Here is a 15585-nt window from a genome sequence, read left to right as displayed (position 1 = left end):
GCCTCCATTGGTTGTATTTTAACCAGAGAACTCCATTAAGCGGTAAGACTAAATTTAGGGGGGACTACACCCGTAACCGTAATGATTGTAAAATAATCCATACCGGCAAGTATTGTTGCCTGCTGTTTTACTGCTTGGGCTATCCATGAAAATGCAATTGATTGTGATTTACTGAGCGAAAGGTGATGTTGATATAAATTCGTAATACGAAACAGGACATCCTGATAGAGTGGATTATCCTTCTTTATATCGGTGTTGAGAACAGCATAATGAATTGTCGTTCTCCACTGCATCATCAGGGTGGCAAAGGTTATACCCAAAGCCATAAAGAACTGAGCTATCATATTTTTAACTTGCTGTGCATGTGAGAAAACCGTTTCATCATGTTGCACTTCTCTGAAAGTATGCATAGCCGTTGTCGCCATAACTAGCATGATGAAAATGCCATTGCACAGTAGTGCCGGCAAGATATCCGTAATAAGGTTTGCTGTCGGTGTTAATCCCCTCATCATCCATCCATAGACAGCTAACGCCAGAAATCCGATGACAAAGAATTTTTTAGATGAAGGCCTCTTTGGCATTAGCCAACTCATAACAAACCAGGCAATCAATGCTGAAGACAATCCTATTGCATGCCATTTTCCAATCGTTATCCAGGAGAAACCGAGCCCAGCCTGTAATATCTGTGGAATGATATAATTGTTAGCACCCAACACTAGGTAGCAGAGTGCAAAAACACCAACTCCAGCGATATATTTTTTATTACTAAAAAGTAACCTGACCATTAAAAGCGGTTTTCCATTATATTTAGATATGCTTCTAAAAAAATAAAAAAGTGTTGTAAATCCTGTACAAAGAATTGTTATTAATATAATTGAATCACTAAAGAAATTATAATTAGACCGTTGAAAAACCCACAAAATGCTGAACGTCCCACCAGCTAACCACATCAAAAGGAATGGATGGGTATCGCTTTTCATCTTGTCTGGTGGAGACGAATCAGGTAAACAGAATGACGATGTAATAAATGTTAAAATTGCGACTGCAATCAGTATGTAAAATATGGCATCCCATGTATCCTCGCTTACTGACAGTGATGCAAGCCAGGGTGACAAAGCAGTACCAACAGCTAAGCCAGTTGCAAAGTATTTAATACCGCTAAAACGTAATGGGCTGGGAGGTAATAAATTCACAAGCACTCTGGCCCCCGTCATAAAAGAGGCTCCACCTATTGCCATTATAACTCGTCCCGTCATGAAAGCATGGTATGTACTACTCTCAGCACAGAATAGGGCACCAGTGATAAAAACAATCAGTGAAGACCATATATAGAGGCGCCATCCGGTTCTTTCAACGATCCATCGTTGTTTTGAGATCATCATAATCGCCACACAGGCATAGGTGGCCGTAATAAAGCTGTACTCTTCCGGTGATGTACCGGTTTCGCCCATGATTGGCGAAGCCGCAAATGCGATCATTCCAGCCTGGAGAAACTCCAAGGTTGTCAGCAAAAATATAGTAACCAACAGCACTTTTTGCCTTACTGGATGGGTGACAAACCAACTTTCATTATTCATTTTCTTTCACAATTTTTTTAATTAACCCATCAATTTCCACATCTTCATTGTTATATACATCAGTCTTCCATTTCTGAGTCGTTACGTTATAAGGTCGAATTTCCCCAGTCCCGATACTGCTGGTGTCTACTTTTACTTTCATTGATAGACCAGGGCGCAGAGGATATTGGCTTAACAGGTTTTTATCTAACTCAATTCTGACAGGAATGCGTTGCACAACTTTAATCCAGTTACCTGTAGCATTCTGGGCAGGCAGCAATGAAAAAGCACTGCCAGTGCCTGGCTCGATCCCCAGAACTTTTCCTTTATATTGAACGCCCCTTCCGTAGACATCAGACGTAAGCGTGACATTCTGACCTACTTTGATATTTCCGAGTTGTGTTTCTTTGAAGTTGGCCGTAACCCAGATTGAATCCAGTGGGATAATTGACATCAAGGTACTTCCAGATGAAATATGCTGTCCAACCTGAATACTACGCTGAGCAATAACGCCACTGACGGGTACAATGACATTCGTTCTATGCCAGTCGAACCAAGCTTGTCGAAAAACAGCTTCGGCGGCCAGCACATCAGGGTGAGAATCTGGTGTGGTATTGGATGTGTATACCAGTGCTGCATTATATTGGCTTTCTGCAACTTTAACTGCTGCTTTTGCCACATTAACAGCGTCGCTAGCATGGTTCATGTCTTCGACAGAAATAGCCATACTTTTACTTAGACCTGAACGACGGCGATAATCCGCAGTAGCCTTGTTATAGTCAGCTTTTTTCACTTCGATAGCTGCGGCAAGTTGCTGCAAATTGGCAAACTGATTTCGGACAGCTCGTACTGTGCTGGCGAGCTGGGCTTTGGCTTTATCAAGTTGAACTTTGGTGTCAATTGGGTTTATTGCAACGACTACATCACCCTGCTTAACATAATCCGTATTGTCAGCTTTGATATCGGTGATAGTGCCTCCCACCTGGCTAGTAACCTGGACAAGATTACCCTCCACGTAGGCATCCTCTGTTGTTGCTGTATGACTACCCACATAGGTCCATAAAAAAAATGTGACCATGCAAATAGCGAGGGCCGCAGGTAAAATGAATAAAGCCGTTTTTTTTCCTGACTTTTTATTGTCGCTTCTTTCGTCTTGCATTTAATTAATCCTGATAATAACTTCGCAGGGTATTATTCTTCGTGAAATTTATTATCAAGATCCATATATAAGACAAAACGTCTCAAATATGAAACAATGGTAAATAATTAAATTTAACAGCAGATTCACACTGATGAATAATATAATAAAAATACTTAACATCCACACGACAGGGAATAATCAAGAGCCCAATGAAGCGCTAACACTTTATGTTTTCAACAACATGAAACTTATCATAATAAAATAAATTATTTATCTAATATATTTATTATTAATAACTCAACAAAAATTAGTTTTATTTTTCACAGTCGCGCTACAACACAGCCAGTTTTTTATTAATTAATATTCTAACTTAAACTAAAATAATATTATTCTCTCTGCGAAAAATATTCAGATAAAAAACACAGGGAAAATAAAACCCATCGGCGTAGATTGGAAGTTGCGGGGATCTTGAGGGACTTGAAAGGGTTTATCTCGCCTTAAATCTGGTGTGAGATTTAGCTACCTATACGCTCTTACTACCGTTTTCTACCTTTTCACGCTAATTTCCGACAGGCAAAAAAAAGCCAGCACCCGAGCTAATGCTGATCAGTTAAGGATCAGTTGAACGATCCAATAGCTGTGTAAGAATCCGGAAGTGTTCTTCATTTCCGGATTTTTTATGCGTATCTCTCAGGCCATCGACCTCGTTTCACGTTACGATTCGACCCGTAATCCTTTGACTTCTCTTGGCGACTTTCTTGACCCAGAACTTATTGCCCGTTGCCTTGCTGAGTCCGGCGTGGTCACCCTGCGTAAACGCCGTCTTCCTCTCGAAATGATGGTCTGGTGCGTTGTCGGCATGGCGCTTGAACGTAAGGAGCCGCTTCATCAGATTGTCAATCGGCTGGATATTATGCTGCCCGGTAACCGTCCCTTTGTTGCTCCCAGCGCGGTTATCCATACTCGACAGCGGCTCGGAAGTGACGCCGTTCGACGGGTGTTCACGCACACCGCTCACTTGTGGCACAACGCTGTGGCGCATCCCCACTGGTGTGGATTGACGTTACTGGCGATGGATGGCGTCGTCTGGCGCACACAGGAAACACCTGAAAATGATACCGCCTTCCCGCGCCAGACTTACTGCGGCCAACCTACCCCTACCCGCAGGTCAAAATGGTCTGTCAGATGGAGCTGACCAGCCATCTGATAACCGCAGCAGCCTTCGGTACGATGAAAGACAGCGAATATACCCTTACTGGCTGAGCAACTGATAGACCAGACCGCAGATAATACGCTGACGCTGCTCGATAAAGGGTATTACTCATTAGGGTTGCTGAATGCGAAGCGTGCGGGAGAACACCGACACTGGATGATACCGCTTAAGAAAGGTACCCGTTACGAGGAGGCCCGGAAACTGGGAAAAGGCGATCATCTGGTACAGTTGAAAACTACGCCACAATCCCGCAAAAAATGGCCGGGACTGAGTACAGAAGTGACAGCCCGATTACTGACCTATAGCCGTAAAGGAAAAATCTATCAGTTACTGACTTCGATGACTGATGGCATGCGTTATCCGGGAGGTGAAATGGTTGAGCTTTACAGTCACCGTTGGGAAATCGAGTTGGGTTACCGTGAAATCAAACAGACAATGCAACTGAGCAGACTGACACTGAGAAGCAAAAAACCGGAACTTGTGGAGCAGGAGTTATGGGGTGTGCTGCTGGCGTATAATCTCGTGAGATATCAGATGATTAAAATGGCCAGTCAACTGAAAGGTTACTGGCCAAATCAGCTGAGCTTCTCAGAATCCTGCGGGCTGGTCATGAGGATGTTGATGACGCTTCAGGGTGCATCGCCGGGTCGTATCCCTGAACTACTGCGAGATCTGGAGAGTATGGGACAGATGGTGAAGCTGCCGATAAGAAGAGAAAGAACCTTCCCGAGAGTGGTGAAAGAAAGGCCTTATAAATATCGAAAAGCGAAGAAAAACAGCCAGTCAGTTGCTTAACTGACTGGCATTACAGCACCCGAGCTGGCTAAATAATACTGGAAGCAATGTGAGCAATGTCGTGCCTTCACAGGGAAGCCGGATCGTCATGAACACCATCAATAACTAACACAGGCGCATGACATCGTTCCCCAGAACGCATAGCAATAATAATCATTATCATTCGCACTTGTAAAGTGCTTTTTGCGATAAATTCTTATTCTCAATACGGACTAAGAAGTGGATCGCATGCTCTCAGAGCTTTGCTTACCCGTCTCATCCAATGAGTTCATCAGCTAAGAAGATTGAGCCTGGTGAATAGAACTAGGCAATGACACCTGTCGGTACGCCAACGTCGACGAGAACAACGCCAGCAGGCAACAACAAAATGAGAAGATAAACATAGCCGGATAGCCAAAAACAGAAACGATGATGCCTCCGACAAATCCAGAAAATAAAATGCCAATATCAAAACAAGATTCATAGGTACTAAGGGCAAGACCGAGATGTTCTTCCGGCATACTTTTTAAAGCAGGAAGAGCAAGTAACGGATATACCATAGATAAACCGAATCCTGTGAGGAAAGAACCCAACATTGCCTCGTACGGATGGGATGATAAACCGATCAATAACAAGCCTGCAGCCTCAATTGTCAGTGAGAACAGTGTCATTTTTAACCCTGAACTGTCAGCCTTCCAACCAAGAGTCAGCCTCGACACGACATAGCCCACACCAAACAAAGCAAGCGCAAAAGCCGAATTTTCTCCCCAACCATTTTGTATAAAATAAAGGACTAAAAAGGTGGTAATAGAAGCATAACCAATATTAGCTAATGAAAAACCGACTCCGGCTTTCCATATTCTTTTAACAGAAAATAACAGTGTCGCTTGTGTCTTATTGGGATGAACAGCTACAGGCCTGACGATCAAAACGACGATAAACCCCAGCGCAGGTAACAGCGTCATTATAATTGCGGACAGAGTAATACCTGAGTGATAATAAGACCATATACCGAAATAATTACCAATAGCTAATCCAAGGAACATTGCGATGCCAACCCAAGACATAATTTTACCCGCATGCGCCCTTCCAACCAAACCAATTGGCCAAGTTCCACTACAGGTAAAAATAAGACTTTCACCTATCCCCATAAGTATACGAGAAATAATTATTACAGTAAAAACCATCTTTCCTGGTTCTAGAAACGCAAATGATAAATAGCATAATAAACCAGAAAAAACCGTTAATAATAACCCTACCACCATCCCTTTCCTCGGGCCATGGTTATCAGAATATCGACCAGCGAGTGCGCGTGATAACAACGTGGACACAGATTCGACCGCAACTACAAGGCCAACATAAAATGCAGAATACTCAAGTACTTTGTTAACATACAAAGGAAGGATTGCCAGCGACAACCCCAGACTGACAATAGCTAAAAATAGTATACTTGCAACACAGATCGCAGCAATAATATTATTTTTTATCTTGTACATCAGCATATCCTTCATAGATGACTTTATCATTCACGATTTTTATTTTCCCAGACAAAAAAGCACGGATGGCGTTATATATCATTTTCTTTTCAGCTTCTATAATATCCTCTCGAAGCTGAGATTCGGTCATCCCGTTGGTTATCCTAACAGGCTCTTGATCAACTATTGGGCCAGCGTCAACGTCATCATTAATAAAATGCAGCGTCGCCCCAGTTACTCTCAGTCCTGCTTGCAATGCTTTAAGTTGTGCCTTATCGCCGGGGAAAGCAGGAAGAAGTGATGGGTGGGTGTTCATTGTTTTATAGCCAAACTGACCGACAAATTCGGGAGAGAAAATCCTGCGAAAACCACCCAAAATAATTAAATCAACATCTGCTTCTATTAGTTTTTCCGCAATTTTCTCTTCGAAGTCATATCGATGTTTATAATCATGGTGAGTTATTTTTGTAACCACAACGCTATCAAAGATAGGGTTGCCTTCTGGGGAAAAATCTCGGTTATTTGTTAAAACCAAGCCCAGCTTTGCCTGAGAAGGCGCATCGTTGATAGCACCTTGTACAGAGGTTAAAAGACTTCCTCGCCCTGAAAATAAAAAAGCGATGCTTTTCATATGATAATCTTCCTTCTAATGGCAGAAAATTTTGGGTTGTTACCTTCTAAAAGAGGATCTATGAATTGACAATTGTTCAGACGAGTTTCGCCATTTACGATTACTTTACAGGGGTTCTCATAGTGCAGCATTTTCAGTAACGAAATAGGTGTATTGATATAGTCACCATCGATACATGTCTTATCAAAGAAAATAAGGTCTGCTTTAAAACCACGAGTAATTCTACCCACATCCATTAGACCGAGAGACCTCGCCCCCCCCTCTGTCATCATATGAAGAATTTTTCCAGCATCTACTTTCGTGTCAAAATCAGCATCACCATGATGGTATAAGGCAAAAAGTGCGTCAAAAGTCAGATCATTTCCAGGATTCACCATTGCAGCATCTGTACCAAGCCCCAACTCCAGATGAGGAGAGAGTCGGCGTAATGGTAAAGTGCCTGCTCCAACAAAACTATTACTCACAGGGCAATGGATAATGTGACATTGTGCTGATAATAGAAGATCTAGCTCACTATCGGATAGGTGGCAGCAGTGAATAAGCGTGGTATGTTTATTAAGAATACCCAAGGACGCAAAACGCTCCACACCGCTCACACCAAACATGTTTCGGTGAGCATCAACCTGATGTGATCCCTCATGGATATGAAGAGTAAACTTTTTTTTATGGTGGCGAGCCAGCTCATGTAATTTTTTAAGTAAAATATCATCGGCAGAAAGTTCAGATGCTGTAGCCGGTAGAACAGTAATTAATTCAGATTGGTATTTTTCTTCAGCAAGAAGATATTTATTAACTATCATTTCAGAACTTTTATTTTCTGGACCTTTACCACTTCCCACCCACTGATTACTCTGACAAAAATTCATTACACATCGATTTTTCATCTGTTGTGCTGCACGTATATCGCTTTCAATTCGGCTTGTAAAAATACCAACTGTCGTTATACCTTTCTTCATAGCCATCATTAACGATTTAAGCGAAGCAACATACTGGCCTTCAGAGTCCTCCAGCGTATTATTCCGATGTACAGAATCAAGCACCACATCAATAGGCGACGAATCTAAGATACTTCCGTAAATCTCTTTGCTAGGATGAAGGTGGGCATTAACTAGCCCAGGAAAGACGATGAGTTGCTCCGATGGTATAATTATTCCCTCAGCATCATCCTGTTCCCTTTCACCTACGTGAGTGATCACTCCACCTATCATCGAAATATCTCCTTGAACTAGCCTCATTGAAGCTGAATCAAGGTAGCTTATATCTCTAAAGATGAATTTTTTATCCATTGATGAGCTCCATAATTGATTGTCTAATCGATTGAAATGAAGCAGAACCCGTGTAATGTAGTGTTCTCACCCCTAAATTTTTACAGGGGGAAATATCGTTATTAAGACTATCTCCGATCATAAGGACGTTTTCTGGCTGTAAATTAAAATCCAGAAGAATTTTTTTGAAAAAACGTTCATCTGGCTTACAATCAGGGTAATAGTTTCCAAAATAAAAATGGCTAAAGAATGGTAAAATATTAGTATATACAAGCTTTCTACGTTGAACAAATTCCATCCCATTGCTACATATCGCCAAAGGAAATGTAGAGCTTAACTGTTGAAGTAAAGGAAGCCATTCATTTTTCAGTGAGCAATTTTCTATATATGTGTTCCAGTATTCTTTTTCAATAAAACCGAAGTCAAAACCTTTAACACCAAACCAATCATATATATAGATAAATCTTTTTTCTAGTAATGTGGAAATATCAACTTCACCCAACTCAAACTGTGACCAAAGAGTATGACTCATTGTCTCATAGCTACGAATAAATTCACTAAAGTCATACCGATCATCAGCATAATTCAGCTTAATCATTAGGCTAGATATTCTCTGCATGGCCTGAAAGGCACCAGCTTGATGATCCACGAGCGTATCATCAATATCAAATAAAATTAATTTAATCACCCATCTTACCTTTCTCAAGAGCAAGTGAGCCAAATGCACATTTCAACGCTGTTTCAAATTCGTGAACTCGCGTATAAAGCCCGTTGGTGAGTACACCATTGGTGCCAATCCGATCCATATCTACTTTTGATATATGTGGATATAAATTAAGAACTACGTCTGATAATCGGGTATCTTTTGAAAATTTTTCTGCGACATCTTCAGGCAACATGACTTTTCCACTACAGCCATAGTGATACTTATTTTTTTCCGTATCTTTAATAACAGCCCACCCATAAACAAAACTGCCAAAAGGCGTTCTTCCCGTTAGCCCCTCTAAAGCAATAATGTAATCAACATGATGATTGATAGTACTCTCAATATTACCAATTCGTATATAGCATCCTTTTATAGCTTCGTCATCAGTTTCAGGCGTTTCACTTACACCAGAGGATGCTATATGATGATTAAGTGTGAAGTTCGAGAAAATACTACTGCATATATTCCGTGTAGATGATATTTTCGCTTCGTTATTTGATCCCAAAATGATGGTGACATTTTCATTCTGCATGAGTATGAACCCAATTAATAACGTTAGTCTTTTTATTACCAGTCAAAATATCTGACAGCGTTTCACTTGCTGACTCAATAGCAGGCATTCTCGTCATTGAGATATCATCAGAAACATTTTCTATAGCCTCATATGCCTTTGAAATATTCTTATCATATATTTGGGTAAACGTAGTTTTCATTATCGTATATCCCAAGCCAAGATTTTTAACTCCATTTTCAGTCAAATCCTTCCAAACCAACTCATGAATAAAAGAGAAAAAACCTATGTCATATGGAAGACCAGTAATTACATCTGTACTACGGGAGATCGTTTCACAAAACAATTTATTATTTTTTATATAAAACTGCATTCCAAGCGTACAGGGGAAATCCTTTGTGTCAGACTTATGGTAATTTTGATTTATATTTATAATTGCTCTTCTGGAGTCCCTATTTTTAAGGAGGACGCCTTTCACCCAATTATATTGATTACCATACGACTCAACCGCCTCATAAAAAACATAGTATCCATAATTAGAATTTACATTCCCATCGTCATCTACAAGCGTCATCCAAAATCTGGATGCTTTCGCAAGCCCTGCTTCAGCTTTAAGACTCCCACTAAAATAAGCCAAAAACTCACGAGAAAGATACTTTATTGCTCCATCGCGAAGATGATGAAGTCGGTTACGTGGATCTTTAAGTATATAATTTACCCCATAGGACTGTAATGCATTACCCGCTCTGGATGAAATTCGCTTTCCAGAAGCCTGAATGTGAGAAATTCCTTTTTTTACAAGCTCATCAACGGAATATCCACTGATGGTCACAAAATCCTGAATCTCTGAAGGGGGGGTTTCTGCAATATCAAAGCTCATGTTCTCTCCTTGTATCATAAAGCTTAATACCCGCCATACGTCAAGTTACATATATAGATTCTCTTACCCCCAGCGGCCTACTGACACAAGCTTTTGAGGAATACTGTAGCTACCGCTGCAATGCAACTCGAGTACTGTAGGGTGAAATAATGTTAAAAAACAAAAAACAGAGGAAGGTTTTAGAATCTATATTCAAAAATAAATTTTATCAAATGATTTTTAATAAATTTACTCCTTTAATAAAAATAAATCATTATATATAAACATGCACATTATTATATTATGAATAGTTGGATGTGTATAAATAAAGAAATAAAACTATTCCTCTATTCAACTCCAAGTAACTCGAGTTTCAGGGCAAAACGTTAGCGTTTTGAACAACGCAGCGCATTGGCCGGCTAAATAATTTTGCACATTGATGCTTCACTTCTCATCGTGCAAGGCCAGTACTGGCGGACTTGCCTTCAGCAAGTGTAGCGCTATTATGCAAAGCTATTTAGGGCAAGCGCTTCATAACACGGAAAGATAGGGCATCCCGAAGCTTACACAAAAGTAAGTTATTCGGGTGCTGACAAATCGGCTAAAGGCGGATTTGAATACGGCTTATAGCCCCTACCTGTGAGGGAAGTACATGCAACCAGGAAATATGATAGCTATATATTTACGAAGTTAATTATATGAACAAATTAATTAATCACGTCACTCATCATGGTAATTCGTTAATTTATAAAAATATGATTCTATACACTAAATAATTCGAGTTTCAGGAAGGCGGCAAGAGAAGGACAAATTCATCGGGAACGAATTTGACCAGCCAACGGCTGGCCTTCGATGAGAGACAGGATGTCTCTCATGTCATCCCGATGAGCTTACTCAGGTAAATGATTCGGGTGACAAATCTGCCAGGAGCAGATTTGAACGCTGCTTGCAGCGCCCCTTCAGAGTGAGGCCCGCGACGCTTCGTGTTTCCAATCGTTACATGCCCGGAAACACGTTTCTGCCAGATTTTTACTCTGGCTGCGCCAGTGACCTCGCCAACAGAGTGATTGGGTGCTCACACCGTTTGCTGGTCGACATCTCAATCTGCCATTTACAGGTTTCGCAGTCCGTCACCACGATATCGACGCCGCTCTCTTCAATCTGCTGGAACAGCGGTGCACCAATGCCTTGCGACGTGGCGTAATTCTCTTTCTTGAAGCCGTAGGTGCCCGCAATGCCACAGCACTGGGAATCCAACATTACCAGCTCAAGACCGGGGATGCGTTGCAGCAGCGCCAGGGTATACGCCGTCCAGCCCATACGTTCCAGGTGACAAGGCGTGTGATACGCCACCCGCAGCGGCAATTTACCCAGCGGCAGCGTGCGTCCTTCTTCTTCCAGCAGGCGGTAGAGCTGGCGCGTCACCAGTTCGACACCATCACGCACATGACCGTTATCCACGCCCAGCAGATGTGGATATTCGTCTCGCAGCGTGAACGTACAGCTGGATGACGTCGCCACCACCGGCAGGGATTTCTGATTGATCGCTTCATCCAGCGATTTGATATTGGCGTGTGCCTGCTTTCTGGCCTTGTCGTGAAAACCATTGGCGATCAGCGGAACGCCGCAGCACTTCTCTTTATTCAGCAACTGGACGCCAATGCCCATCGCGTTAAAAACCTGAACCAGATCTTTACCCAGCTGTGGATGGTTGTAGTTCACATAGCAGCCGTGGAAGTAGGCGATCTGCTCATCATAAGCCCGCTGCTTTGCTGCCTGCTGGCGATACCAGCGCCGGAAGGTGCCGAATGAATATTTCGGTAACTGGCGACGATGGTCGATTTTCAACGCTTTATCCAGCAGCTGGCGCACCGGCTTCAGGCTGGTCGCCGTATTGACCAGCGGTGCAAACGGCGTGGCTATCGACCCCATGAGATCGGTATGGCTCAGAATCGCATCGCGCAGCGTCGGCTTGTGAGTGCTGTGCGTCCCCTTTGCACGCTGAATAATGTCGCCAATTTTGACATCCGACGGGCACGCAACTTCACAACGTTTGCAGTTGGTGCAGTATTTCAGCGCATCATCATACAGCGCCGGATCTTTACGCCGCAGGCGTTCGCCGTCCGGCCCAGCCTGTTTCGGGCCGGGATAAAGCGGATTCACGCGCGAAACTGGGCAGTACGTGGTACAGACCGTACACTTGATGCAATCTTCAAAACTATTATCGCTAAGCAGGCTCATGGGTTGCCCTCCTTCAAAATCTGTTCGGCAACATGAAGTGCGCTAAGCAAGGAAACCCCGGCTCCACATCCCTGCACAATCGGGTCGAAGCCTTCCAGCACCGAGCCAATCGCGTACAGGTTGTTGACCGTTTCACCCCCAATGCGCGGATGCAGATGTTCATCGACCATCGCGCCAAATTGCATATAAGGCTGCGGCGCAAACACATCCTGCTGGCTCCAGCCCTCGCGCTGGTCAGCGAATCGAATGTCCAGCCCAAAGACCGGTTCGGTCACCCGATCAAACTGCGTCACCAGCCCGTTACTGAAGAAGCTACCGCTCGCCAGCACCGCGTGCTTCGCCCGCAGCGGAATATCACGATGATGGTGGCTATGAATCGCAATCTCCTGCGGCGACAGCGAGGCGCGCACCGCGCGATCGCCCGGCATCACCATGCCACCCAGTTGGCGAAAGCGCTGCGACAGCGCCTGATGCAGACGTAATCCGAGCAATGACGGCGGCAATGTCGGTAACAGCAGCACCGGTTTACCTAACGCATCAGCGAGTTCATTGATGATTTCAGGGCTGTCCAATCCCAGACAGGCGGGCATGATGATGGCATCGTTCCCGTTAGCCAGAAGCGACAGCTCTTCCACCAGTGCCGAACGATTTTCCGGTCGGTCAAGTACGCGGGCGATATTGACCGACCGGAATTCGCTGGGGCTCTGACGCAACCGATCCAGCACGGGCAGCTTGAGCTCATCACTGCGTGCCGCGATCCCCTGCGCCTGAAGCGTGCCGGCCACAATACGGGACTGAAAATCCAGAAAGCCTTCGATTCCCGCAATCAGCGGATTGTCGCCAAAGCGGGAATCCAGCAAACCACGCGTTACGCCATCGACCGGACTCAGCCAGCAGGCGCGAAACTTGCCTAACGGCGTCATGCGCCAATGGTTCTGCTGATGATTGCCCAGCAGGGTGATATTGCTGCGTGCCAGCAGCGCCTCGGCCTGTGGCAACAGGGCCGCCACTGCCGCCGCGCCCATCCGGGAATAAGGGTGATGAGGGGCCTGACGCGCCAATTCATCCAGCGCATCGAGCGGCTGGCTCACAGGCTGTCCGTCGGGAAGATGGGAGAGTAAATCCAGCGCGCCGGAAGAAAAATGCAGTGCATTCTGCCCCGCGCTGACAATCGCGCAGCGTTTCCCCTGCTCCAATAAGCGAATCCCGCAGGTCAATCCCGCCAGTCCGCCACCGATAATCACAACGTCATAGCGCATGACGATCCTCCTGACTGTCGCTGGCCGACAGGCCGCACAATCCCTGATAAATCCAGCTGGTAAATTCGCTTTCGCGCAGCGCATTGCCCCACGCAATCGGGCGAATGCCTTTCCAGCGTTCGTTCAAAAACTGGCTGAGCTGCGTGAGCGATTGCTCCGGCGTCGCGGTGCCCAGACGGCACAATAGACCCGCCGCCCGACAGGCGCACAGTTCGCCCTGACAGGTGCCCATACCCACGCGAGTACGCCGACGCAGGTCAATCAGGTTATTCACCTGCAATGATTCCACGGCGTAGCGCACTTCTCCCGCCGTCACCGCCTCGCATTCACACACCAGACTGCGGTCCAGACGCTCACCGGACAACATTCTCCCAGCACGTTCACCGTGGCGATAAATCGCCGAACCGCGCAGCGGCGCAGAGAGCGGTTTTGCCGCAGGATAAGCAGACAGGGCGTGAGGCGCGGATTTCACCGCCTCCAGCGATTCAGAACCAGGCAGCGGCGTCTGTGCCGTTGAGCAAGCCACGTCATGACCCAGCTTTTTGCAAATAGCGTCAGTCACCCACTCCGCCATCAGGCGGTAGGTCATCAGCTTGCCGCCGGTGATGGTAATAAACCCTTCCAGCCCATCGCGGCTGGCATGGTCGAGCAGCACAATGCCACGGCTCACGCTGCGTCCACTGGGGTCGCTATCGCTGGCAACCAGCGGTCGGACGCCCGCATAGGCGCGTAGAATGCGCGTGCTCGCCAGCTTCGGTGCCAGCATCGAACCTTCCCGCATCAGCGTTTCCACCTCAGCAGGCGTTACCAGCATATTGTCGATTTGATCGTAATCGATGTGGGTTGAGGTGGTGCCAATCAGCGAAATGGTATCGCCCGGTACCAGAATGTCGGCATCCGCCGGTTTACGGCAGCGGTTGATCACCATGTTGTTGATGCGGTGTCCAAGAATCAACAGCGCGCCTTTTGCCGGAAACATACGCACGCGCAGATCGGCATATTCCGCAATGTGTTGCCCCCAGATACCGCCCGCGTTGACCACCACCTGTGCATAGATTTCTGTTTCTACACCTTTTTTATGGTCGAAAACGCGCACGCCGGTAATACGGTCGCCCTGACGAATCAGCCCGATAACCTCATGATAGGTCAGTACTTCCGCACCGTGCTCGCAGGCATCAATCATGTTGGCCGCCGTCAGGCGAAAAGGATCGACCGAACCATCCGGCACGCGCACCGCGCCAATCAGCGTCGGGTTTGCCGCCGGTTCCAGCCGTAGCGCTTCCTGCGGATCCAACGCCTGAGCGTGAATCCCAGCCTGCTGGCAGGCGGTAATAAACTGCGCCTGCCAGCCGAGATCGTCTTCTGGCAAGGTGATAAACAGACCGTCGGTAGGCTCAATACAGTGGCGAGCAATCCGCCGGAGAATCTGGTTTTCTTCAATACATTCGCGGGCAGACTCACCATCGGTTACCGCATAGCGGGCGCCGCTGTGTAATAAGCCGTGATTACGCCCGGTCGCCCCGGTCGCAATGTCATAACGTTCAAGCAGCAGGCAGCGCAGTCCGCGCAGGGCACAGTCTCGTGCCGTACCCGCCCCCGTCGCACCACCGCCGATGACAACCACGTCAGTTTCACGCCAGTTCCCCGTATTTTGCATCATGTTCTCGCTCCAGGCGGATGGTATCCCCGTCATACTTCAAGCTGCTTGTGCGTTAGCTGCCCTTACTCCCCCCAGTCACTTACCTGAGTAAGCTCCTGGGGATTCGCGCGGTTGCCGCCTTCACGCAGCTCGAATTATTTAGGGCGTATATGTTGCTATTGGGACACAAAAAGAAGGGTTAATGTTTGATAAAGAGCAAAAACGAACACTAAACGAAAACAAGACGGGGTTTAAAAACAATAAGTGTGATTTGGGTCACTAAAACCGCACTGTGTAATTTTTCGATTCTGTTAA

At 45.6% G+C, this 15585-nt stretch carries 11 protein-coding genes and 1 pseudogene; 1 reads left to right on the top strand and 11 read right to left on the bottom strand.

Annotated elements, in window-relative coordinates; translation table 11 throughout:
* Positions 1–35 precede the first annotated feature (35 nt).
* Together LOZ86_RS02555 and LOZ86_RS02550 are read right to left on the bottom strand one after the other, a co-directional pair.
* Entirely contained in the window at positions 36–1577 is a 1542-nt protein-coding gene (locus LOZ86_RS02555) for an MFS transporter (protein ID WP_052012095.1), read from the bottom strand.
* Complete coding sequence (locus LOZ86_RS02550) at positions 1570–2715, bottom strand: HlyD/EmrA/EmrK family protein (RefSeq protein ID WP_039512687.1); 1146 nt, start codon at positions 2713–2715, stop codon at positions 1570–1572. The genes LOZ86_RS02555 and LOZ86_RS02550 overlap by 8 nt, the downstream gene beginning before the upstream one ends.
* Before the next feature lie 661 nt (positions 2716–3376).
* On the opposite strand from LOZ86_RS02550, the pseudogene LOZ86_RS02545 reads away from it, so the two are divergent.
* A pseudogene (locus LOZ86_RS02545) lies at positions 3377–4705 on the top strand (IS4 family transposase).
* Between the two features lie 275 nt (positions 4706–4980).
* Here LOZ86_RS02545 and LOZ86_RS02540 read toward each other — a convergent pair.
* From LOZ86_RS02540 to glpA, 9 genes are all read right to left on the bottom strand, one after another.
* The gene (locus LOZ86_RS02540; protein ID WP_207783084.1) at positions 4981–6180 is read right to left on the bottom strand and encodes an MFS transporter; all 1200 of its coding nucleotides are present in this window, start codon (positions 6178–6180) and stop codon (positions 4981–4983) included.
* Complete coding sequence (purN, locus tag LOZ86_RS02535; protein ID WP_039486746.1) at positions 6161–6790, bottom strand: phosphoribosylglycinamide formyltransferase; 630 nt, start codon at positions 6788–6790, stop codon at positions 6161–6163. The genes LOZ86_RS02540 and purN overlap by 20 nt, the downstream gene beginning before the upstream one ends.
* A complete protein-coding gene (locus tag LOZ86_RS02530) occupies positions 6787–8076 on the bottom strand; it encodes an amidohydrolase family protein (RefSeq protein WP_052012092.1) in 1290 nt (429 codons plus the stop codon). Before LOZ86_RS02530 ends, purN begins: the two co-directional genes overlap by 4 nt.
* Positions 8069–8743: an HAD family hydrolase gene (locus LOZ86_RS02525; protein WP_052012091.1), complete on the bottom strand. Its 675-nt coding sequence runs from the start codon at positions 8741–8743 to the stop codon at positions 8069–8071. Before LOZ86_RS02525 ends, LOZ86_RS02530 begins: the two co-directional genes overlap by 8 nt.
* Entirely contained in the window at positions 8736–9293 is a 558-nt protein-coding gene (locus tag LOZ86_RS02520) for an inosine/xanthosine triphosphatase (RefSeq protein ID WP_111778517.1), read from the bottom strand. Before LOZ86_RS02520 ends, LOZ86_RS02525 begins: the two co-directional genes overlap by 8 nt.
* Complete coding sequence (locus LOZ86_RS02515) at positions 9283–10152, bottom strand: thymidylate synthase (RefSeq protein WP_207783085.1); 870 nt, start codon at positions 10150–10152, stop codon at positions 9283–9285. Before LOZ86_RS02515 ends, LOZ86_RS02520 begins: the two co-directional genes overlap by 11 nt.
* A gap of 1008 nt (positions 10153–11160) precedes the next feature.
* Positions 11161–12372, bottom strand: coding sequence for an anaerobic glycerol-3-phosphate dehydrogenase subunit GlpC (gene glpC, locus LOZ86_RS02510; protein WP_039486743.1), 1212 nt, complete (start codon positions 12370–12372; stop codon positions 11161–11163).
* Complete coding sequence (gene glpB, locus LOZ86_RS02505) at positions 12369–13631, bottom strand: glycerol-3-phosphate dehydrogenase subunit GlpB (RefSeq protein WP_039486742.1); 1263 nt, start codon at positions 13629–13631, stop codon at positions 12369–12371. Before glpB ends, glpC begins: the two co-directional genes overlap by 4 nt.
* On the bottom strand, positions 13621–15291 hold the full coding sequence (gene glpA, locus LOZ86_RS02500; protein ID WP_039486740.1) for an anaerobic glycerol-3-phosphate dehydrogenase subunit A: 1671 nt from the start codon (positions 15289–15291) through the stop codon (positions 13621–13623). Before glpA ends, glpB begins: the two co-directional genes overlap by 11 nt.
* Positions 15292–15585 lie beyond the last annotated feature (294 nt).

The sequence above is a fragment of the Pectobacterium parvum genome, assembly GCF_020971565.1.
Taxonomy (GTDB): Bacteria; Pseudomonadota; Gammaproteobacteria; order Enterobacterales; family Enterobacteriaceae; genus Pectobacterium; species Pectobacterium polare.
The sequence above is the reverse complement of the archived record's forward strand: the minus strand, read 5'-3'. Positions and strand labels throughout refer to the sequence as shown.

Bases quoted from the DNA above. Each gene is read 5' to 3' on its own strand.
- glpB (WP_039486742.1), bottom strand. From the start codon at position 13,631: ATGCGCTATGACGTTGTGATTATCGGTGGCGGACTGGCGGGATTGACC.
- LOZ86_RS02540 (WP_207783084.1), bottom strand. From the start codon at position 6,180: ATGTACAAGATAAAAAATAATATTATTGCTGCGATCTGTGTTGCAAGT.
- LOZ86_RS02520 (WP_111778517.1), bottom strand. From the start codon at position 9,293: ATGCAGAATGAAAATGTCACCATCATTTTGGGATCAAATAACGAAGCG.
- LOZ86_RS02530 (WP_052012092.1), bottom strand. From the start codon at position 8,076: ATGGATAAAAAATTCATCTTTAGAGATATAAGCTACCTTGATTCAGCT.
- purN (WP_039486746.1), bottom strand. From the start codon at position 6,790: ATGAAAAGCATCGCTTTTTTATTTTCAGGGCGAGGAAGTCTTTTAACC.
- LOZ86_RS02515 (WP_207783085.1), bottom strand. From the start codon at position 10,152: ATGAGCTTTGATATTGCAGAAACCCCCCCTTCAGAGATTCAGGATTTT.
- LOZ86_RS02555 (WP_052012095.1), bottom strand. From the start codon at position 1,577: ATGAATAATGAAAGTTGGTTTGTCACCCATCCAGTAAGGCAAAAAGTG.
- glpC (WP_039486743.1), bottom strand. From the start codon at position 12,372: ATGAGCCTGCTTAGCGATAATAGTTTTGAAGATTGCATCAAGTGTACG.
- LOZ86_RS02550 (WP_039512687.1), bottom strand. From the start codon at position 2,715: ATGCAAGACGAAAGAAGCGACAATAAAAAGTCAGGAAAAAAAACGGCT.
- glpA (WP_039486740.1), bottom strand. From the start codon at position 15,291: ATGATGCAAAATACGGGGAACTGGCGTGAAACTGACGTGGTTGTCATC.